21 protein-coding genes and 2 pseudogenes are annotated in these 21,404 nt (G+C 49.4%); 7 read left to right on the top strand and 16 right to left on the bottom strand.

The window, feature by feature from the left end; translation table 11 throughout:
- Positions 1-21: 21 nt before the first annotated feature.
- On the top strand, positions 22-444 hold the full coding sequence (locus P4D80_RS02865; RefSeq protein WP_421657343.1) for a DUF3368 domain-containing protein: 423 nt from the start codon (positions 22-24) through the stop codon (positions 442-444).
- Positions 445-454: 10 nt separating this feature from the next.
- Here the strand turns inward: P4D80_RS02865 and P4D80_RS02860 are convergent, their stop codons facing one another.
- The 6 genes from P4D80_RS02860 to P4D80_RS02835 all read right to left on the bottom strand — a co-directional run bounded on the left by P4D80_RS02860 (position 455) and on the right by P4D80_RS02835 (position 4,294).
- Positions 455-733 carry a hypothetical protein gene (locus P4D80_RS02860; RefSeq protein WP_421657342.1) on the bottom strand — a complete coding sequence of 93 codons (279 nt, stop codon included), beginning with the start codon at positions 731-733 and terminating at the stop codon, positions 455-457.
- 319 nt (positions 734-1,052) lie between these two features.
- Positions 1,053-1,223 carry a hypothetical protein gene (locus P4D80_RS02855; RefSeq protein WP_421657341.1) on the bottom strand — a complete coding sequence of 57 codons (171 nt, stop codon included), beginning with the start codon at positions 1,221-1,223 and terminating at the stop codon, positions 1,053-1,055.
- Positions 1,224-1,269: 46 nt separating this feature from the next.
- A complete protein-coding gene (locus P4D80_RS02850; RefSeq protein WP_421657340.1) occupies positions 1,270-1,752 on the bottom strand; it encodes a hypothetical protein in 483 nt (160 codons plus the stop codon).
- A 997-nt stretch (positions 1,753-2,749) separates the two neighbouring features.
- Positions 2,750-3,037, bottom strand: a complete 288-nt coding sequence (locus P4D80_RS02845; protein ID WP_421657339.1) for a hypothetical protein — start codon at positions 3,035-3,037, stop codon at positions 2,750-2,752.
- 147 nt (positions 3,038-3,184) lie between these two features.
- A complete protein-coding gene (locus tag P4D80_RS02840; RefSeq protein WP_421657338.1) occupies positions 3,185-3,757 on the bottom strand; it encodes a hypothetical protein in 573 nt (190 codons plus the stop codon).
- A gap of 345 nt (positions 3,758-4,102) precedes the next feature.
- Entirely contained in the window at positions 4,103-4,294 is a 192-nt protein-coding gene (locus tag P4D80_RS02835; protein ID WP_421657337.1) for a hypothetical protein, read from the bottom strand.
- 69 nt (positions 4,295-4,363) lie between these two features.
- Here P4D80_RS02835 and P4D80_RS02830 point away from each other — a divergent pair, with 69 nt between their 5' ends.
- From P4D80_RS02830 to P4D80_RS02820, 3 genes are all read left to right on the top strand, one after another.
- Positions 4,364-4,618, top strand: coding sequence for a helix-turn-helix domain-containing protein (locus P4D80_RS02830; protein ID WP_421657336.1), 255 nt, complete (start codon positions 4,364-4,366; stop codon positions 4,616-4,618).
- A 199-nt stretch (positions 4,619-4,817) separates the two neighbouring features.
- Complete coding sequence (locus tag P4D80_RS02825; RefSeq protein WP_421657335.1) at positions 4,818-5,195, top strand: DDE-type integrase/transposase/recombinase; 378 nt, start codon at positions 4,818-4,820, stop codon at positions 5,193-5,195.
- 64 nt (positions 5,196-5,259) lie between these two features.
- Positions 5,260-5,514, top strand: a complete 255-nt coding sequence (locus tag P4D80_RS02820) for a hypothetical protein (protein ID WP_421657334.1) — start codon at positions 5,260-5,262, stop codon at positions 5,512-5,514.
- Positions 5,515-5,594: 80 nt separating this feature from the next.
- Here P4D80_RS02820 and P4D80_RS02815 read toward each other — a convergent pair whose 3' ends face one another.
- From P4D80_RS02815 to P4D80_RS02790, 6 genes are all read right to left on the bottom strand, one after another.
- On the bottom strand, positions 5,595-6,086 hold the full coding sequence (locus tag P4D80_RS02815; protein ID WP_421657333.1) for a hypothetical protein: 492 nt from the start codon (positions 6,084-6,086) through the stop codon (positions 5,595-5,597).
- The gene (locus P4D80_RS02810; protein ID WP_421657332.1) at positions 6,065-6,385 is read right to left on the bottom strand and encodes a hypothetical protein; all 321 of its coding nucleotides are present in this window, start codon (positions 6,383-6,385) and stop codon (positions 6,065-6,067) included. The genes P4D80_RS02815 and P4D80_RS02810 overlap by 22 nt, the downstream gene beginning before the upstream one ends.
- A gap of 2 nt (positions 6,386-6,387) precedes the next feature.
- Entirely contained in the window at positions 6,388-6,816 is a 429-nt protein-coding gene (locus tag P4D80_RS02805) for a hypothetical protein (RefSeq protein ID WP_421657331.1), read from the bottom strand.
- A gap of 436 nt (positions 6,817-7,252) precedes the next feature.
- Positions 7,253-8,275: a hypothetical protein gene (locus P4D80_RS02800; protein WP_421657330.1), complete on the bottom strand. Its 1,023-nt coding sequence runs from the start codon at positions 8,273-8,275 to the stop codon at positions 7,253-7,255.
- Between the two features lie 476 nt (positions 8,276-8,751).
- Positions 8,752-9,261, bottom strand: coding sequence for a hypothetical protein (locus P4D80_RS02795; RefSeq protein ID WP_421657329.1), 510 nt, complete (start codon positions 9,259-9,261; stop codon positions 8,752-8,754).
- A 24-nt stretch (positions 9,262-9,285) separates the two neighbouring features.
- Positions 9,286-10,296 carry a hypothetical protein gene (locus P4D80_RS02790; RefSeq protein WP_421657328.1) on the bottom strand — a complete coding sequence of 337 codons (1,011 nt, stop codon included), beginning with the start codon at positions 10,294-10,296 and terminating at the stop codon, positions 9,286-9,288.
- A 509-nt stretch (positions 10,297-10,805) separates the two neighbouring features.
- Here P4D80_RS02790 and P4D80_RS02785 point away from each other — a divergent pair.
- Positions 10,806-11,768 (top strand): integron integrase, encoded by a 963-nt coding sequence (locus tag P4D80_RS02785; protein WP_421657327.1) that lies wholly within the window; start codon positions 10,806-10,808, stop codon positions 11,766-11,768.
- A gap of 28 nt (positions 11,769-11,796) precedes the next feature.
- On the opposite strand, the gene P4D80_RS02780 is transcribed toward P4D80_RS02785, so the two are convergent.
- Both P4D80_RS02780 and P4D80_RS02775 read right to left on the bottom strand, forming a co-directional pair.
- Positions 11,797-15,957, bottom strand: coding sequence for a pre-peptidase C-terminal domain-containing protein (locus P4D80_RS02780; protein ID WP_421657326.1), 4,161 nt, complete (start codon positions 15,955-15,957; stop codon positions 11,797-11,799).
- 689 nt (positions 15,958-16,646) lie between these two features.
- Positions 16,647-17,054, bottom strand: a pseudogene (locus tag P4D80_RS02775) (FKBP-type peptidyl-prolyl cis-trans isomerase); the annotation flags it as partial.
- A 572-nt stretch (positions 17,055-17,626) separates the two neighbouring features.
- Between P4D80_RS02775 and P4D80_RS02770 the strand changes: the two are divergent.
- Positions 17,627-17,800 (top strand): annotated as a pseudogene (locus P4D80_RS02770) (hypothetical protein); the annotation flags it as partial.
- A 91-nt stretch (positions 17,801-17,891) separates the two neighbouring features.
- Positions 17,892-18,371, top strand: a complete 480-nt coding sequence (gene purQ / locus P4D80_RS02765) for a phosphoribosylformylglycinamidine synthase I (RefSeq protein ID WP_421659474.1) — start codon at positions 17,892-17,894, stop codon at positions 18,369-18,371.
- A 181-nt stretch (positions 18,372-18,552) separates the two neighbouring features.
- Here purQ and P4D80_RS02760 read toward each other — a convergent pair whose 3' ends face one another.
- Both P4D80_RS02760 and P4D80_RS02755 read right to left on the bottom strand, forming a co-directional pair.
- Complete coding sequence (locus tag P4D80_RS02760; protein WP_421657325.1) at positions 18,553-19,314, bottom strand: DUF928 domain-containing protein; 762 nt, start codon at positions 19,312-19,314, stop codon at positions 18,553-18,555.
- 159 nt (positions 19,315-19,473) lie between these two features.
- Positions 19,474-21,402, bottom strand: a complete 1,929-nt coding sequence (locus tag P4D80_RS02755) for a CHASE2 domain-containing protein (RefSeq protein ID WP_421657324.1) — start codon at positions 21,400-21,402, stop codon at positions 19,474-19,476.
- Between the last annotated feature and the right edge of the window lie 2 nt (positions 21,403-21,404).

The raw sequence follows: 21,404 nt of genomic DNA, 5'->3' as shown, positions 1-21,404 counted from the left end.
AAAGTTGGACAATTAAGCCTAATGCAAAAAATTTATGGAAGAATTTTGATTCCATATGCGGTGCGTGAAGAATTGCTGGATGAAAGAGCCGGAGAAACTGTGGTTACAGCAGTTCAATCAGCAACTTGGCTGGAAATTCATTCAGTACAAAATCAACAATTGATTTCTGAGTTAAGAACCCGCGTTAATATCGGTGAAGCGGAGGCAATTGCACTTGCTGTTGAAGTGGAAGCAAGCCGATTATTAATCGACGAGCGTTTAGGTAGACAAGCGGCGAAAGATTTGGGTCTAAAGATCACTTGTGTTCTGGGAATTCTGCTGTTAGCAAAACGCCAAAATTTAATCGAGGCAGTTAAACCTATAATGGAGGATTTGACAAGTCAAGCAAATTTCCGAATCAGCAGCCAACTTTATGAAGATGTTTTGAATGAAGCAGACGAGTAAATCAGAAAAATCATACGATCAATTCAGGACTGATATTTTTCTCAACATAAACAATTCCTTTAGGAAGAAGTGTACAAGACCCATTTTCATAGTGAATTAAAGCCTTATCATCTAATAACTTTAAAATCTCAGTTCGGTATCTACTAGCGTTTGAATATTTAATCCATCTAATCAAGTCCGCATCACTAACTTTATCTGGCTGTTTGTAATACAGAATAAGTAAAGTCTTTTGATCGGCTTTGAGTTTTGTGTTTTGAACCCGTACAAATCTTCCTATTTCTGCTATCACAGGAATCTTGGTTTCATTAATGCTTTCAACTATTTTCTTGCTTCATCAATACTATTTGTATGATAGTTGCGAATAAGCTCAACAAAATCCAGTCTGTAGAATGAGAGACAAACAGAGAATCAGAATAATTAGGACTTACTTCTCCACCAACATGAGCAACATTTCTTTTGTTTCTGATATCAAGAAGAACTCTTGTGAGTTGAGGAATGAAAAACGAATACCCTCTGGTAAACCAGTATTGTTAGAAACACGATTTATGATATTTTGTGTATTTAATTGCTTCCCAAAGGAGTGTAGTTGCCTGTATCTAAGAACTCAATTAGACGCAAAACACATTCACTGAATCGGCAGCATTTAGCTCTGCTGGTTGAAACTTTCTCAGAAAAAACTGTTGCTTAATATGTTGATACTCATCAAGCAATGCGGTAAAAACTTCCTGTGGAAATTGTGTAGATAGGGCTGTCTCAAGCTGAGATCTTTGAACACTCATAATTCTTAAGAACTTTGTTCGTTATTCTGGTTGAGCCACCCTTCTGCTAGTTTCTCAGCTTCAGGGAGAGATAATATAGCCCTTCAGACGTTCGGCTAAAATATTTCCTGTAGTCTCTAGTATTAGTCAAAGATTTTGAAAAGCTATCTTTGCTAACTGAAATAGTTTTATATCGCTTAACAAGATATTCATAAGCTGTTCCTGGCTTCACAGCATCCTGTACTTTTAACTCTTTAGTAATATCATATAAAGCGAGTAAAGCGTATTTATAAGCAGTGCCCAAAGTTCTGACATCAAAATGCTCGAATTTAGACGGAAGTTGAATCCATTGATCAATTTTCTGAGTATCTTCCTTTGTTATACGAGATCCCCGGCTTGTATTCTTGCGAGTTGAGTTCCAATATTCAAGACCACTTAAATCCATATCTTGCATTTCACTTAAGATCTTATTTACTTCAGAGCGACCTCCTGGATTAAGTTTAAAGGTTCCATCAGACTTAATGAAAAAGCGCTTGACTACTTCAGTCAAATGTTTTGAGTAATTTTATCGTAAACTCCATTAATTCTAGCGGCTTGGTTTAAATGTCCTTATGAGGAACAGCCTCACCACAAATAGAGTTATAAGCCCACACATACAGTAAGCTAAATCTTTGTTGCTGAAGCTTCTTATTTTTCCTTTATAGTCGGGAGTAGTTGATACAAGAAAGCCTTGCTCATCTTTCTCAAAGTAGCTTGAAGGTGAGTTCCCATCTAAAACACTTTCTGATGCAGTTTCTATTGATTCTTCTATCAGTTCCTCCGATTGACCGAAGCGGTCATCATCTGTCGAGGCTGACGAGAAAGGCAAAGCAAGCTGCTGGGGACGTGCGATTGGCTTTGGACTTTTAGGGGATTAAACGGAACGTAGCCACCCAAGACAGATGCAACCTTATCGATTGCAGTATCGGTGAACGATAGATTTAGTTTTCTTGAGTAGTTACTTTCTGTTTGTTCTTCCTCCAATGAAAAATTGTTCATAGGAGCGGCAACAGTCTGGGACACACTTAAAGAAGTACCGCACTTAAGACACTTACTCTTATCCTTAATTAGGTAACTGCCGCATACCAAACACTTGACCTGCTGCTCACAACTAACGCAGAAATTATAAGCCTCGTCAATTAGAACATCACAGTATGAGCAATTTGGCATAGTTCAACTTTTAACGCCTTAAAGATTGATCGCTAGTATACTCGTACTTTTATACAGCGCCCACATATTCAAGTACGGTTTTCCCTACCGTCAGCATGGAAATACTAGCTAATTGAACACTGACGACAGCATAAAGCTTAACCCTAGCCAATGAGATAGCGGTCACGCCCCTACCGAGGACTAAGCGGCATAACGGTTCGCTTGAGCGGTTGCAAGTAACGTTTGCAATTCACTAAGATATCTCGGCAGTCCGCTCCAAGCGAATTGTTATACGGCAACCGCTTTGAATTACTTTTGAGAGGCAACGTAAGAACGCCAGATAAAAGTGAACAGGACACCTAATAAAAAGAGGTAATGAACAATAAGGAACGTCCAACAAAAACATCTGATATGTCACTCCTATCTTGAACTGCGAGTTCAAAAATTCTTTCTATCTTGGCAACAAGGAAGCCAGTTAGAAAAGTAGCAATTGCTTTACCGAATTCCGAAAATTTTGTCCTCTCAACATCTGAAGTTGGTGTTATGAGTATTCCTAAAATCCAGCCAAGCAATCCTCCACAGAAAAGAAAGAGAACATTAAGCTGCGGTATTGAACCGATAGAAAACATGACCAAAAAGTAGGACAATAGTTATAGATCCTAGAAAATAACCGATTATCGCACCGCTATTTCGCATGGATGCAGTTCTCCTTGATCAAAAATATGCGCCTCCTCTGTCCCTTTTCTTATGCTTCCGGAGGTTTGACAATTGTCAATGGTTCAAAACTATTTGACTTAATTCGACACCTCCTGCCAATATGGTTGTAAATACTTTATAAGTACCTGCTGAACTAGGATTGCCAGGTGCTGGAAGGCGATTTGGAGATTTGGAATTGTAAGATTTAGGTCTTCAGTAATTTGTTGACCTGGCAACAGATTAACTGATCGCGTATCATTTAATACTTCTTGAGTGCGAGTGTCATCAGGTAAGCTATTGAGAATTACCGGAGAAACATCTTCTAGGGTTAATGCTTTTACTTGGATTGAGACAGTGAGAGAGTTAATAGGAACTGAGCCTGAATTTCTTACGTTTGCAGTTCCAGTTATTGCACTTCCAGCGATCGCAGGATTTGGGGTAATGACAAGATTAGAAATCGATGCCGCAAGACCTCGAGCAATCGCGTTAATACATATAAAATACTCAACTTTGCCACCCATATCATATTTCCAGGCAACTTGAACATTTGCCGTGTTAGTTACGCCAGGAAGTTGAGGTGAGTTGATAATATTAGCCCTGCCACTTATGGCAACAACTCGAGCACTTGAGACTTCGAAACCTGAAGGAATTGCGAGCCTAACGGTATCCATACCTGAATCACCCAGAAAGGAACCATTATGCTTTTGAACTCTAGAACAGATTGATCGAGTTGATACAGTGATGCCGTCAGGAGTGCCTCATCAAATGCGCGAAATGTAAAATCAGCTTTTCCACCCGCTCCATATGACCACTTGATAAGGAATCGCAAATCGCCTGTAATATTTTGCTCTGACTCATATAACAGCCTTGCCTCCCTTGGCTAATATTCAACGTAGATCTGTCAAATCGCCTATTGTTTCCAGTAGTCACCTCGTACAAAAATGTTCCGCTTTCTCCAAACCATGCTCCATCTTTTCGGAAACGATGATTGATGATTCGCGCCATAGCCTTGACTCCTAAACAACTACCGTATTGCAGTGAATGAGTGCAAGAGAGTTACAGTTCCATAAGCGAAAAAGTATAGTACTTCGGTTCCGCGCCGTATAACGCTCCGGTTCAGCGGCGGCGGAACGCCGTCCGCTGCAACCGGTTGTTAGACGCCCCAGGTACGGTCCAGACACATAGGTAACACTTTCGTCCGGGGACATGGGTAACAGTCTCTATCACACTCACGGGCACCGCAAGGAGGTGCCCCATGCCCTGGAGAGGTCTCACCCATGGACCAACGTACCCAATTCATCGCCGACTATTTGCGCGAGACGCTGAACGTTACCGAGCTCTGCGAGCTATACGGCGTCTCACGCAAGACCGCCTACAAGTGGATCGATCGTTACCTGCATGAGGGCCCGGCCGGTCTCGATGAGCGTTCGCGCCGGCCCTGGCATTCGCCGAACACCACAGCTCCCGAGATCGTCTCGGCGTTTCTCGAGGTGCGCCGCCGCCATCCCTCCTGGGGCGGAAGAAGATATTGACTGTCGTACACAAGCGTCACCCGCGCTGGGCGCTGCCCGGGCGTTCCACGGTCTGCGAGATACTGAAGCGCCACGGGTTGGTGGCGAAGAAGCGCAACCGGCGCCGCATCGGCCACCCCGGCAAGCCCACCAGCGCGATCCTCGCCCCGAACGATGTCTGGAGCGCCGATTTCAGGGGCAATTCAAGACCGGCGACGGGGTGTATTGTTATCCGCTCACAGTCACCGATGGCTTCAGCCGCTACCTCCTGGGGTGCCAGGCGCTCTACACCACGGCAGTGAGGGAGGCGAAGCCGGTGTTCACGAGGCTGTTCAAGGAATACGGACTCCCCAAGCGCATCCGCACCGACAACGGGGTGCCGTTTGCCACCAACACGCTCGCCCGGCTCTCCAGCCTCTCGGCCTGGTGGGCACGCCTTGGGGTGTTGCCGGAGCTCATCGAACCCGGCAAGCCCCAGCAGAACGGCCGCCACGAACGCATGCACCGAACCCTCAAGGCCGAGGCCACAAGCCCCGGCCGGCAACCTGCCAGCGCAACAGAGGAAGTTCAACCGCTTTCGCGAGGAGTTCAATCATGAACGACCCCACGAAGCCCTCGAGCAGGAGACCCCGGCGAGTGTCTACACGGCCTCGGCGCGCGAGATGCCGAGCAGACTCCCGCCGCTCGAATACCCCGATCGCTTCGAGGTGCGCTACGTCAGCACCAACGGCGGGATACGCTGGAACTCGCAATGGGTCAACGTCTCGGTCGTCTGTGCCAGGGAATACGTGGGGCTCGAGGAGATCGACGACGGAATCTGGAACGTGTACTTCGGAGCGCTCAAGCTCGGGAGACTCCATGAGCGTCACATGCGCATCGAGGATGAATATGGCAGATTAAAGCGCCACAAGGTGTAACCCATGTCCCCGGACTAATCTGTTACCGATGTGTCCGACCGCTCACCATTTGATCTGCTGCTGGACGGAGTTTCATCGTGTTATTCGTCTTCTGCAGCTTCGGCACCCATATCAGCAAGAAACTGACTACGTGTGCGCAAGACCACAGCGTCCATAGGGTCGCCTGCGGCGCGGTAGGCTTTGAACACGTGCTCGCGGCCCGCCCTCGGATTCGGGACGTGGGTGATGGCAATCTCGTTCGTGCGCAGATCGAAGTTGTAAGCGACCACGACCTGATCGACTTCACGCCGTATGAGCGTACCGACCTCCACCAAGTCGGCATCAACTTCATGGCCTTCGGGAAGGATGAGTGTGCGGCGATGGGCGGTCCCTTCGGCCAGTGCGAAGGGCGTGGGCGCGACATACATCTTGCGGTCACGTACGAGAATGTCGCCGTAGCTGCCGAAGCCCCGGAAGCTCTTGTTCTTGTGAACGTAGGTGTTGTCGGCGTTCAGGAAGCTGCCGTGACACAATACGAGATCGAGAACGGGATAACGGTTGCCGTCTGGGTTCACCGGATAGCGTCCGAACACGTAGTAAACCTGCCGCCCGTTATGTTCGCCGCACGGGACCTGCGAGTTGCAGTCGTAATCCGCCTCCCGGCCCGGATAGGCCAGCCCTTGAGTTCGAAGCCTTCGGCGAAGCGCACGAGCCGGAAATCCGGATATGAGTTGCGGCCCGGCGAGTCGAAGTTCAGGCCCACCGTTTCCAGCCGCCGCTTGAACCAGTTCTGGAAGTGAAACTCCTTGTCGCTGCGACCCTCGCGCTCGATTAGTTCGCCGCGTTGTATCGCCTGCACACAGGCTTTGAAGATGGCAGAGGCATTCGACACGATCAGGTCCGCTTCGTTGAATGAGTCTTGTTCTTAAATGTTCCAACGCCCGCCGCATGGATGCGGTCGATCAGCGTTTCCGTCTCGCTGTTGGCAGTGTCCAGAAGGCGCAGCGCGGATTCCAGCGTTGGCGAACGTGAAATCTGCCGCAGGAGCTGCGCCATCACGATGATGCGCACGTCGTTCCGGCTGAGCCTGCGCCCCGAAGCGCGCAGCCGCTCGGCCTGCGCTCGCGCGGACGGCGCGATGGTTCCCCAAAGATCACCGTTCCAGCGGTACGTCTTCATACGCGACCGCTTGCGGCATACGAGGATGATGTCGAGGTCAATCGGCTCCTTGGCCTGGAGCTTGGGCATGGCGACCGACATTTCGGCCTTGATTGGATGCACGGCGCTGATTGCGAAGCCGGCTTCCATCAGCGCCTGCAACACGCAGCGCCACCCTCGGGTCGCGAGTGGTGGTAGGTGAAAGCAAGCAAGCCATCGTCCTTGAGGACGCGGTGCGCTTCGCGTAAGACGGCGGCAAGCCGGTCGGTAAATCCGCCTTCATCCGAGTTCTGAACTTCGCGGTCCGAGCGTGTCGTATCGGGTTCTCTGTATCCGGCCGCACCTAGGACGTGCCGCTGCCAGACGTGGAAGAAGTCAGCGAGCTGCGAGTAATGCACGTTGTCGAAGAACGGAGGATCGGTCAGGACCGCGTCCACTGATTGATCGGGCAAGTCGGTCGATCCCGAATCCCCGCAGGAAAGATAGACGCGCGCCCCTTCGCGAAAGCACCGTAGGTGTCGGCTAAGGGGCGCCGATTTTCTCACTGAGGCCATAGACCTTTTCTGTCCTTCCGCCCTGGTTCAAGCGCAGCTCGAAGGGATTATCGGCGTAATCGAGCGCCCGGCGGATGCGACCCTCGAACATGGTGGAGAACGATCCGAGCTCTTGGGTGTCCCCAGAGATTCGCTTCGATCGGTACGCGCTCGGGTTTCAGGATGTGGTGCGCAAACATATGGCGCACCGCCCCGGTTCCCTCGCCCTTGTAGGAGGCGAACATGTTGTTGAACTCCAGCGCGCCGGAGAACAGGCAGGTAAACAGGTCGCGCAGGAGCGGATCAGGAATGATGCGGATGCGGTCGGCCAAAATCGCAAGACAGAGAAGCTGGCGCGCGTTAAACATTTCATGCCAGTAACAATAGTTGTAGCCCAGCACCTGATTGGTGTTGTAACCAGGTTCAATGGCCACAACTGGATACGCGTTCTTGTGTTTGGCCAATGAGTGTTCTGCTTTCGCGTAGAGATTCTGGTCCTCATCGGTGATGGGGTGATAAGCCTTGCGGCCGTCCTGCAGCAAGACCAGCTTCGCGTACATTCGGTGCGCAGGCGGCTTGCCCGTCGCGCGGATTGTCTTGGCAATCGGGAAACTGTGATTGCAGGAGGGACAGGTTGCACTTTGACCCTTGGCCGGGCCGGCGTTGGGATCGAACGTCTTCTTGCAAGACGAACACCGCGCATCGCGGTCCTCGACGTGGACCTTGTTAATCCCACCGCAACGCGGGCAGACGGCATGCGCCTGCGGAACCTTCTTCGGATATGCGTGGCGCGCGAGAATCCTCGATCCGAACAAATCCACGGGCGCCGCGCAGGCCGGGCAATCAACCACCTTGACCCAGAAGAAGTAGAGCACGTCAGCCTGGGTGCCATCCGCCAATGTGGCGCGATAGTAGCTGCGGATTTCGTCGGCCACATCGCGTTCAATGGCGCGATAGGTTTCTAGGATGGCCTTGCGATCGTAAACGGATAGCGCGCATTTCACGAGGAAGTGGACAACCGGATTGATATCGCGACCAATAGCGTTCGCTCCCAACTTGACGGTCTCGACCAGCGTCGTGCCGCTGCCCATGAACGGATCAAAACCGTCACGTCCGGAATGCGGACCGGTTTGTAGAACAGGTCCAACACATCTGCGCCCGAGGGAGCGAACGCGCCGATGGTAAGCGCCCGGAAGACGGTCCCGAGACGCTGCGCCCACCATTTATGGATGTGGGTGGTCGGGCGGTTGATCTCCTTGCGCCAACTCTCGATCTCCGCGATGTCACTCAGTGCCTCGAACGGGAATGAATCGTCCTCGATTGCACGTGCGCCGGCCATAGGCTCAATACGGACGATGGGGCGCCCCATGTTCTCATCGCCGAATGGAAGTTGCGGCGCAAGGTCGGCGGCGAGAGCGCGCCAACGCACCGATACTGCCGAGCTCGTCCGCATACCTGGTGCTTTCAGCCTATTCATCCATCGTCCCGTGTCGCATGTGTGTCATGGCGTCTAACGGTTCTGGTCAGCGGTTGCCGAGATCTTTGCATCTCACCCAAGCGGCTTCGGTCAATCCGCTGCACCAGAATTGTTATGCTGCGCTGCTACTCTTTTCTTCTGCTTTGTTTCAGCGAGTTTTTCACGTCTCTTAACTCTTTTTAAATTGCGAGAAAAGTATTTATTTGGGATTTGAATTGTCTCCTCATCTAACTCAGATAAAACTCTGTTAGTTGCCTCAACAGCTTGTTCAAAATCTAACAAAGCATCATACGTAGGCTTGTTATCTATATCCCACATAAGCATATACAAGCTCTGCTGCAATCTGATAGCTAAGCGCAGAAGGTCTTTCTCTGCTTCATCTAAAGCGTGCTGCTTAGTCAATTCATCGATTTGACTCTTGCTTTTATCAGCATATTCGTTATATCTTTTCTCTAAATTTGAGAATTCGTTAGTGAGATCATTAGCAACTTTTCTATGATGCTCTGCTGATTGCCTATCTTTCTCACCGCTAGCATGAGTAACAAGAGCACCAACTGCCGCACCAACTGCCGCACCGACTAAAGGAAGCAGAAAAAACATAAGTATTCACCAATTCTGAAATTGTTAAGCCGAGGGCAAAGATTTTTGGGAACCGGGCAACTGTTTGTTACCGATTGGAGTAGCTCCCAACGATTTAGCAATTGCAGCAGACTCAAGATATCGCTTTAATGCACCTTCCACACCAGACTCAATAGGTCTGTGCGTAATCTCAGCATTTAATGCTTCAGACGCATTCAGAAACTCTAAATTCTTAGAGTGTTCATATAGAAGTTCATTCTCAATATCCTGGAGATATTGCAGATCCCTCTGCGTCAGAGATGCATAATACTCTTTAACTTGTTGCTTGTGGTCATCAAGAATCTTGAAAAACTCATAGACCATTCCGGCACGACCAGCGGCGAGTAAAACTGGCGACATAGCTCTTAGTGCAAGGGCAACAGGAGGACAAGCGGCTGCAACCGTTGTAACTGTGAACGCTGTCGCAGCTCCCACGCCCCCACCAATAGCGGTTTCTTTTACAGTTTCTAGAGCAGCGTCTTGAGCCGACATTTCACCTCGTACAACTCGCAGCGCATTTCTGAGCAGAGAGAAAGGAGCCGTCGTTACTGCACCAATTACCGCCCCTTTGGGTGCAGCTTCGATACCAGCTTTTAATGCTCCACATAGATTATCAATTTGTGCTTCGATATTGAGTTGTCTTTGCTCTTGGCGTGTCATGTGTTGATCGCCACGAGCGCGATTAGCAGTTTCACTTTCCCATTTGATATTGTCTGGATGACTTGAGCCACCTTTACTGTGGGGCTCTATATGACTAGCATCCTTATCAGCTAAATATTCTTTGACTTTAGCAGCAGCAGATTGACCATCAACTCCAGCCCTTTGAGAGGGTGGAATTTTGTCCAACATTTGTTGAGCTTGGGCTTCAGTTCGCCCCGCACCAGTACGTATACCACCTCTGTACAGATGTCCTAACTTTTCTGGTGTGTACTTGCCGATATCATCTAGTTGAGCGTGGTGAACTTTTGAACTCGCAGCAGCATTGAAAGCAGAATTACGCTGGGAATCTTCTGACATAAGCGCAAGGGTGAGGGTGTAAAAAATCACTTAGCAAGCCGAATTTTTCTTATTTTACAACATTGCGTTATGAAACGAAAACCGTGTGATACGGGAGCATTACAAACTAATGCATTAACCCCTCAATACTCATTGCTCAAACTGTGTTCTAGATAACACTAATGCTCAATGGCTGATACCCCTGAACAACCATCTTTAGCCTTGCACCACTAACCCTATAGTGCCCTATCCTCAACACCTCTAGAAAATCTTTCGGCTGTGTCCCAACCAAGGACTAAGCGGCATAACAATTTATTATACAAACTTTATCAGTATATCTCCCCCTATAGGGTAGATAAACAGATTGCCTACTGTATATTTCCCCAAAACTGGTAGATCAACAGCAACCTTGCTGGATATCTCCCCCAAATGGGCTGGATATACAGCAAAATTCTGTGTATCTATCTTAGTAACTCAGTAGAACAGGTATACTGTTGCTACACTTTTTATACTACGGTACTCTTCTGCCGATGGAATCACGTCCTCGAAAGCTGCTTGACCAAGTGCGCGATGCTCTGCGAGTTAAACATTATTCCTACAGTACTGAGAAGACTTACGTTCACTGGATTCGCCGCTTCATCCTATTTCACAACAAACGGCATCCCAGTGAGATGGGTACGCCAGAAGTAACCCAATTCCTAACCTACTTGGCAGTGAACGAATATGTCGCGGCATCCACGCAGAATCAAGCTCTCAGCGCAATCATCTTCCTTTACCGAGTTGTGTTGCAGCAGGAGCTAGCTGGGATTAATGCGGTGCGGGCAAAGCCATCGCGCTACTTGCCCACAGTGTTAACGCCGGAGGAAGTTCATCAAGTCATCTCTCATCTCTACGGGGTGTATAAGCTGCTGATACAACTGCTCTATGGCAGTGGTTTGCGTCTCAGCGAGGGATTGCAACTCCGAGTGAAGGATATTGATTTTGCCCAGCGTCAATTGTTGATTCGCGATACCAAAGGCAGGGAGAGTCGGGTGACAATGCTGTCAAGTCGCGTGATAGAACCACTGCAGGTGCATTTGCAGGGAGTGCGGCAGTTGCACAATCAAGACTTGGAAAGAGGGTATGGCTCGGTGTACTTGCCCTTCGCTTTAGAGCGAAAGTATCCCAATGCCGATCGTCAATGGATTTGGCAGTACATATTTCCTGCTGATCGCTTATCCCATGATCCGCGAAGTGGGGTAACAAGACGGCATCACCTACATGAAACCGGCATACAACGAGCCGTGCGAAGTGCTGTGAGGCAAGCCAAGATCCAGAAACGAGTGACGTGCCACACCTTTCGTCACAGTTTTGCAACCCATTTGTTACAAAATGGCTATGATATTCGCACGGTGCAGGAATTACTGGGTCACAAAGATGTGAAGACGACCATGATTTATACCCATGTCCTTAATCGAGGCGGGCGAGGAGTGCGAAGCCCCCTGGACCCGTGATGGTTAAATATGTCCAGGCTCTCTCTTACTATGCTACTGGTGCTGGAATCGCTGTATAAGACAGAGTTGCAAAGCTAATCGCCAATTCAGCTTCACTCAATTCCACAAGGCCAGGGCGGTTGCTACCTGAAAACAGATGGTCGCCGATACCCCAGGGGTTGAAGAGGGTGACTCTTTGAGTCGTGGGGTTGTAGTCAACCACCACATATTCATGACCCGGAACGATGTTTAGGGCAACATTTGTTGGGTTGGAATCAACAAACACCATTTGCCCTGCACTAAAGGCGTTGACTAATTCTGCAAAATTAATCGGTTTGGGTCCTGTGGTGTTGCGGTTGGTGATTTGGTTGAGTGCTATGGTTTCAGAACCTACAGCAATGCCTTGATAGGAGTTGATGTTGTCCTGCCCCAGCCAGCCCAATTCGCTGATCTGGGCGTAGGCTTTTTCGATCAGCGCAACCCAGAGTTCATTGCCAGGGCTGTTGTAGAAGGTATCAAAGCCAGCGTAGGCAAAGGTGCCCAGAGCCGTAGTTGGCAGGTAGCGGTCAACGGTGATATAGTCAGCAACGCCATTGTTGAAGAAACGAATAGTGTAGGTGCCATCGCCATTGTCAACGAACATGTTTTGAATGCTATCGGGCGATCGCAAAGCCGTTGCAGCCAACGCAGCCAGCAGATAGCAATCAGCCAGATCTCCCTGCTGCACATCGGTATAGCTGATGCCATTCTGGAACAACGCCCCACTGGCGAGACGGTAGGAATAGGTGGTTTGACCATCAGTGGATCGGGCCAGGGGGCGATCGCGACCAAGGAACCATTTGCCAATCAAAAGCTCCAGTTTGGTGGCTGAATCACCGCTATCCAACAGGCTCCCCAATCTTGCGCCTTGATAGAACTGATTGGCTGGATTGAGATTCACCACTCGATCGGCCAGGATGCGTACATAATCCGGCATTCCCAACAACTGACTATTGCTGACCAGTAGTCGTAAATCTGCCAGTTCAGTTGCAGTAATGACGCCTCCATCCTTGGTGGTTTGCAGGAGGGAGATGACTTCATTCCGGTTCAGTTGACCATCGGCCAGCGATGTCCTTGCCAGGTTGATCAAATCCAGGTCGCGCAGATTGAGTCCCAACCAGTCAATTGGGCTGGTACTAACCGTTATGGTGTAGTTGGCATCCCCTTCACCGGATACTATTCTGAGCCAGTAGGTACCAGCCGCAAGCGTTCGACTGAAGGAAATGACAGCGGTGCCTGTGGTTCCCTGAGCCTGTAATACTTCATTGCTGTCAACCACTCCATTGCCATTCAAATCCTGAATCAGTTGCACCCCAATGGATTGGTTAAAGGTGGTCAGCGCCAGGTTAAGCGTCTGGTCGGTAGCTAGCGTGAAGCGATAAAAATCGTCAGTATCGGTGCCTGTCGCACTTACAAAATCACTAAAACTACGGTTGGTTGCATCTACCGTAATATCCAAAGGCGTAGCCAATGTATTTCCCACTTGATCAAAGGCAAGGCTCAGGCTGTAGGAAGTGTTGGCATTTGAAGAGCCTTGCAGAACATAGATGAAATACGTGCCAGGAGTCAGGCTTTGGGTAATGGATTCTGCGATCGTCCCTGAATTGATGGAAGACTGTAAAAACTCATCTGAGTCAATGATTCCGTTATTATTGAGATCTTGAATCAGAAATAGATTGGCATCAGCAACCAGATTAGTTAATTGAACATTGAGTAAACCGGCTGCATCAACATTGAAACGGTAGAACTCTTCTCGATCGAAATTGCTAATAAAATCACTGAACGTTTGGTTGCCTCTGAGTGAACCCAAATCAAGAGCATTAGCCAGGGTATTTCCAGCGTTATCGACGGGAGGGGCATCCACCTGTAACCTGTAGTTGGTGTTGCCACCAAGAGATGAAATCTCAATCAGATAAGTCCCTGGTAATTCAATGCGGTTTAGCGATCGGGTACCGTCTTCAGCTCTAGTTGAATCTTGAATCAAACTTCCCGCACTGTCTAAAAGCCGGAAGTTTACATCTGTACTGAGCCCATTCAAAACTAAACTGAGATTTGTACTCGTGCTTAAACTAATCTGGTAATAATCAACGGTATCAGCAATACTTACCCAATCGCTAAGTATATTAGAAGTGCCATTGAGCTGGATGGGACGGGCTAAGTTAGGAGTATTGCCAGCCTGATCGAGCGACAAACTCAACGTATAGTCAGTGCTGATGTTAGGGGTAGTTCCCACAATCCTTACAAAGTAGGTACCTGCACTGAGAGGGCGGTTCAGGATTTTGGTAGATCCAGTGCCAACGGCAACATCCAGGATTTCGTTGCTATCCACCAATCCATCGCTGTTAAGGTCCTGAATCAGTTGCGCATTCGTATCAGCCGTCAATCCATCCAACAAAAGATTTAGCGTGCTGCCATCATTAGCGATATTGAAACGGTAATAATCTTCTAAATCACTATTACCAATTTGATCGGCAAAGGTGGTTGCCGCACCATTAAGGTTGACCAGACGGGCATCATTGAGGTTGTTTCCCGCCAGGTCCATGAGCGAAACCATTGATGCCGTAAGGCGATAATTGGTCGCTCCACTGGCTGGATAAACCCGGACGAAATAGGTGCCAGCCCCCAGCAGCGGGTTAATGATTTCGGGTGCGATGCCTGGGTTGGCTGAGGTTTGTAAGATTTCATTGCTGTCGATGATGCCATTCTCATTTAGGTCTTGAATTAATTGCAGATTGGCGTCGGCAATCAAAGAGTCCAGTGTCAGATTGACAGTACTGGTGTTGATTAGGGAAAAGCGGTAAAAGTCATTGGGGTCTGCTCCATCGACCCAATCAGTAAAGGAGGTGGCGATTGAAGAAAGCCCGATGTCACGTGGACTCAGCAGATCATTGCCTGCCTGGTCTGCTCCAGTTACAAGGATGTCTAATCGATAGTTAGTGGCACTGGCAGCCGGGGTAGATGGCAAAACACGGATGAAACAGGTGCCGATCGCCAGACTGCTGCCAAGCGTAGCAATTCTTGTTCCTACCAGATTGGCTGAGGTTGCCAAAATTTCTTCGGCTTCAACGATGCCATTCCCGTTGCCATCCCGGACTAATTGAATAGATGCCAGATCACTGAATCCTTCAACGAGCAAACTCAAGTTGCTTTCAGTGAATACCTCGAAGCGGTAAGCGTCTTCTGGATCTGCACTGTCCAAAAAGTCGTAAAAAGATTGGACCTCACTCAGGAAATCAAGACTCCGTGCTGAACTAAGGGCATTGCCTGCCTGATCAAAACTTAGAGTCAGCGTATAGTTGGTGCTGACACCAGCCCCCGGCAAAATTCGGACAAAATAGGTGCCTGGTGCCAGGCGGCGAGCGATCGCCTCCGCCGTTATACCTGGATTAGCCGATGCCTGCAAAATCTCGCTATCTTCAACAACCCGATTATTGTTCAGGTCTTGAACCAGTTGGACGTTGGCATCTGCCGTCAAGTTATCCAGTAGTAAAGTAAAGTCACTTTCTGTATCAACGCTAAAGCGGTAAAAATCTTCACCATCGTTAATGCTGATAGCATCTTGAAAGGATTGCCTGGCGGAGAGCGGACCCAGGTTGGCAGCAGTGGCCAGAGTATTACCCGCAAAGTCGGTTTCCAGGGTGAGGGTATAATCCAGAGCACCATTTGTGAAATAAACCACAACGTAATAGGTGCCAGGCCCATAGGGACGACGCACAGGGCTGGTACTGGAGCCTTCAAACGCTTCACCGGCATCGACTCTGCCATTATTGTTTCTGTCTTCTACCAGAACGACCAGGGCTTCCGAGGTAATAACATTAGTGCCCGTACCAGCCAGATTGACGCTGGTTAACCCGGTCGTTGTGGGAATATCGAATCGATAGACATCGTAAGGATTGCTGGCGTTGAGGCTACCGCTAAGCTGCCTTTGCCCAATCAGCGAGCCAAGATTTTGCGCCAGGGGCTGAATTTGAACCAGGGAACCATCGATGGGAGGTGGGGTTGCCGTCTCATTGAATGCAGTGAAGCGGCCAGAATGGGAGGATGAAGAGAGGCGGGCATCCAGTGGGTCAGTAGATAGGGGAGACAGGAGCGATCGCTTCGATCTTTCCAGGGGTCCAGTAACAACCGGATCGACGAAAGCGAATTGGGTGGATTTAGCAAAGGGTTCCATTGGTAAGCTCCTCAGGCACCACTGAAAATGGATCAAAACTTTAAGTCATCACCGCTACCCTTTATAACAGGTGACAGGTGTGAAGTGACAGGTATGATAAAAATCCGTTTGTAGAGTGGCGGCCTGTAGGGGCGAATGACGACATGCCCGAAGAAGAACAGCGCTACCTTCGGGCATACAGTTTTTTGAACTGGTGTTGTTTTTGAACTGGTGTTGCAAATACTAGTGGTCTTGACAGACCACTAGTATGGCAAAACAAAAGTTTTGCTGGGGGTGCAGGGTAGAACCCCTGCCTGGGGGCTTCGCCCCCAAACCCCATGTTGCAAAATTTAGTGTTTGCAACACTCGTAGCCTGCCAGGCGGATTTTGAAGGGTTGCAAACCCTTCAAAACCCCCTAAATTGGTCTTTACAGGTTTAGATAACTAGGCAAAATTCCTTTGGTGAACCACTAGCAGACGAAACAGTGAATCTTGCAACGCTTGTAATGACGACTTCAGTCGAACAGGCTAAAGCCTGAACTACAAACATTGTGAAACTTTTAAGTTGATCTACCAGATTTATGGCAAGGAAGGGTTCTAGAAACAGGGCTCTGACTCCTTGAAACCCTGATTCCCTCGACCCCCTTTCCAGGATTGCCACCAAAAAAATTGACAAACCCATGGCAAGCTGGGTAAAAAAAACTTTCCTTCTACCCAATCTCAACTAACTGAATATCAAACGTCAGATTCTCACCTGCTAGAGGATGGTTGGCATCCAGAGTAACGGTTGAGTCTGAAACATCCGTAACCATGACGGGAAGCAACTGCCCATCCGGTTGCTGAATGTGAAGCTGCTGACCCACTTCAGGTTCAATTTCAGCAGGCATTTGCTGGCGGTCAATTGTTACCACCATTTCTTCCATGTAAGGACCGTAAGCTTGCTCAGTGGGGATAACCTCCGTTTTAGATTCTCCCTGAGCCATACCCACTACGGCCTTTTCAAAACCGGGAATGATATTTCCTGCCCCAATCGTAAATTCCAGTGGCTCACGGTTGGCGGAAGAATCAAACACGGTGCCATCATCCAGCTTGCCCGTATAGTGCACCTTAACCGTATCACCGTGTTTTGCTTGTGCCATTCTTTATTCTCCTTCGAACTAGTTCTCGCGTTAAGTATGGGGCGATCGCGGATCAACTCCCCATTACTTAACTCTTTCTTTTGATTGCAGAGTGTTAAGCAAGTAAACAAAATAGTCCATCAGATAAGAGAAGGCATAGTCGTAGATGACTAACCCCCTAAACAGCATCAGGTCATGCTGTTATTAACCCATCTGATGGCAGCTTTATATTTATTTGTTCCACCAACTTAAGTGCTCTGTTTCATCTCCTAATGTTAATTCGTGATTCTCAGAATTCAAGCGATGGAGAATTCCTGAAATGCTTCAAGAAGCCAGAATTCAGACCATTTAGGAATTTCGTCAAAGCTGAAATCTTTCCAAAACTTAAATTATTAGAGAGGGAGAAGTCAGAAGGGGAAGAAGGAGGAGGGCGGGGAAGTGATGGAGTAAGGGAGTGATGGAGTGGAAGGGTGGATGAGTGGGTGAGTAGGAGTGTGGTGGAGTAGGGGCGTAGGAGTGTGATGGAGTAAGGGATATAAAGAGCAATCCCCCCATCCCCCCACCCCTGTCCTATGATCAAGATGGTCAACCAAGGGGAGAATCGGCCTGTGGCGGTAAAGTTTGGCGTAATTGTGTTTCCGGGGTCCAATTGCGATCGCGATGTTGCTTACGTAACTCAAACGCTGTTGAATCAGCCAACCCGGATGGTGTGGCATGAGGATAGCGACCTATCTGACCTGGATGTGGTCGTAATTCCGGGTGGATTTAGTTATGGGGATTATCTCAGGTGCGGTGCGATCGCCCGCTTTTCACCCGCGATGAAGTCCGCTATTGAACATGCGAATCAGGGGAAGGTTTCTGCTGGGAATTTGCAATGGATTTCAGGTACTGACGGAGGCAGGGTTACTGCCCGGAGCATTGGTGCGAAACCGAGATCTGCATTTTATTTGCGATCGCGTCCCGTTGCGTGTCGAGCGGAACGATTTACCCTGGACACAGAACTATCAGCCTGGCGAAGTAGTCACTATCCCCATCGCCCACGGTGAAGGCAGTTACTACGCCGATACCAACACCCTGGCAGAAATTGAAGCCAACGGTCAGGTAGTGTTTCGCTACTGCACAACTGAAGGAGAAGTAGCCCCTTCCAGCAATCCCAATGGCTCGCTGAACAACATTGCGGGAATCTGCAATCGTCAAGGCAACGTACTGGGCATGATGCCCCACCCGGAACGGGCCTCCGATCCGATACTGGGAGGTACAGATGGCATTCGTCTGTTCAAGGGACTGTTGCAACAGTTAGCCAAAAATTACGGCTAACGGATGAAATATGGCTGTCACCAGGTTACTTAGGGCATTGGTTTTAAGGGGGTGTGGGGGCGAAGCCCCCAGCCAGGGATGGAACCCCTGCACCCCGTCCTAAGCCTGGTGGCTATTGCTATAAATCAACAGCTAGCCGTTAGCTATCCTTTGATTTTAATTGGCTTTCTCAACAGATGATTTAGCGTAAATTGGCGGCCTGCTCATTCTTGCGAGCCTGCTTGGTGACATTAGATAAACCAACCTGGTCAAGCAGGGAAAGCATCTCGCTGCGAGCAATAGGATCTTTCTCGCTGGCGGTGGACAGGGCTGAGAGAGTGTCGTACCATAGGCCCGACTGGGCATAGATGCGAGCCCGCTCCAGGTCAGACTTTGCGTTTCCCAATTGTTTAATTAACTCAGGGGTGGAAGCCACCCGTTCAATGAAAGATTGAGTGTAGGATGCCACCTCAGATGGGCGGTTGGGATTACATAGTACTGTGACCGACCAGCGATATTCCTTGCCAACGGCAAGTTCCGGGGCATTTTCAGGCAGCTCAACCTGCATGATTCCTGCTCCTGATACCTGAAGGGTTTTCTCAAGCAGGGGCTTAGGAACTCCTGGCTCTACCAAAGTAAACTTGGCAACTTTGGCATTTTCCAGGTACCAGAAGAAACTGGGACGGGCTGAAACAGTTTGCCCAACGTGACGTTCAGGCACCAGAAGGCTGAGTTGAATCGGCTGATTTTTCTGATAACAGCCACGGGAGCCTGTTCCACTAGTCCGAATGAGGGGACGGGGGCGGAGAGGAGGTCGATAAACGGTTTGTGCAGCTAAGGCAGGAGCCGCCAACCCCAGATAATTGGAAGCCGAAGGGGTTTGAATTGGAGCGTTAAGGAAACTGAACGACTGCAACGCAAGAGCGACGGCGGTGGAGGTGATCAAAAAGCGGGGGGTAGCCATAGTGGTCCTTTGAATTTATACAGGTGGGGGAATTGAAAGCCGAGAACTGGGAACCCACTGGCAGCATGCACCCGTAAACTTACTCAAGGAAAGCTGAGAATTTCAGTACCCACTCTAAATTCTGACATTTCTATAATCTGATTTTAATCTAGTCTGATTTTAATCACCCTGTCTCAGTGTTTCTATCAAGACTTGATAAATTTTTGTTGGGCGTTCTCGCCCCCGAAGCCGTACATTTCCAATTAGTTTCGTTAGAAATTTATCTTGAATCAGCGTGTGGGTTTCTTCACTGATCAGGATGCGGCAGATACCACCACTCAAAGACTTATCGTAGCTTTCCAGGCGGGCGGCAACGTTAACGCTGTCGCCAATGGTAGTGTAATCCAATCGCTGCTGACCACCCAGCGTACCCGTTACGACCATACCTGTAGAAATACCGACTCGCATACTGGTGGTGGGTAGTCCCTGGCTCTGCCACTTCAGGTTGAGGGCATGCAGAGTAGAAGCCATTTCGACGGCGCATTTGACTGCTTTCTGGGCCTCTTCTGCGATCGCCTCCGGTGTATGATTCGAGAGCAGTACTCCAAACACTGCCATGATGGAGTCTCCAATGAACTTATCAACGATGCCGCCATAGTCCAACACTAGTTGACTCATTGCGGCCATGTATTCGTTGAGCCAGTCCATCAGGGTTTCAGGGTCGGTTCGTTCGGTGATGCCGCTAAAGTCTTTAATGTCGGTAAACAAAACGGTTGCTGTCATCTTCCGTCCTGGCAAGCGACCTTCCTTTAAGATTTGATCACGATCGCGCCAGATGGCTTCGGCAATCTCCGGATTAACGTGTCGCCCAAACAAACTCATCACTGTCCGCCGGTCTTCCCGTTCCTGGTAAGCCGCATAGCCAGTCAGAACAATGGCAGAACCCGCCAGAGCCAGGGCTGGAGGAACGACGGGAATCCACCACCCCGCCAGAAATGCCAGATAGCAGCCAATCACCAGGCTGCCTTCAAGACAGACCATTCCTGCGATAGCCTGTCGGGGCGATCGCACCCACCAGCCCAGTGTGGTGCCGATGATGGCCCACAGAACAATCCACCCTGCCTCCACCGGATCAGGCCAGACTTGAATCCCCTGCCGTCCATCAAGAACCGCACTTAAAATCTGGCTAGTAAGATTCGCCTGGATCTCCACACCCGACATGGGCTGGGGCACAATACCCGAAACCCCACTGTAAGGAGTGAGGAAAAAATCTTTCAAACTTTCGGCAGTGGGACCGATAAAAACGATGCGATCGCGGAACAGGTTAAGGGGAATTTTGCCCTGTAAAACATCGGCCATGGAAACCATTTCCATGGTACCTGCCTGCCCACGGAAGTTGAGCAAAACCTGGTATCCCCCCGCATCTGCTCGAACATAACTGCCATCATTTGCTTCAAAGATAGGGAAGACAGCCTCGCCTAGCTGCAAATAGTCAGGGTTGGCGGCAGCAGGTTTAGGAGTGATTCCCTCAGCCTCCAGGTAGATTAGCGCCAACCTTAACCCCAGACTCTCTAGAGCTTCTCCCGTATCCGGGTTGGTCCAGTAGAAAAACCCCCGCCGGATTTTGTTGTCGCTGTCTTCTAAAATGTCATTGGAAGCTACCTGCCCCTGCTTTGCCAGAGCCTGGGGCGGAAAGATTGGGATATCTTTTGCGCCTCCTTTTTTCTCAATTCCAATCAGGTTGGGGGTTGTTTCAAAAATGTGGACAAGCTCCTGGTGCCCTGGCTCAATGGGAAGATCGCGGTACAGGTCAAGCCCGATCGCCCGGGGTTTTTGCTCCTTCACTCGCTTCAGCAATTGAGCCAGTTCCGCATCTGTCATGGGCCAGCGCCCCAGGTTTTTAATGTCTTGCTCGTTAATCCCAATGATGACAATCCGCGGGTCAGCCGATTCTGCTGGACGGCGCAGAAAAAATTGGTCAAGCGCCATCCACTCAAAGGGTTGCAGCCATCCCAACAGTCGCAGGGTAATCACAATCCCTGCTGCACTAGGAGCCGTAACCCAAACAACAGGCCATTTCCAGATTTTGCTGCTCAACTTCGACCACATAC

Origin of the sequence: Leptothermofonsia sp. ETS-13, from assembly GCF_049200465.1 — a bacterium.
Taxonomy (GTDB): domain Bacteria; phylum Cyanobacteriota; class Cyanobacteriia; order Leptolyngbyales; family Leptolyngbyaceae; genus Leptothermofonsia.
The sequence above is the reverse complement of the archived record's forward strand: the minus strand, read 5'-3'. Positions and strand labels throughout refer to the sequence as shown.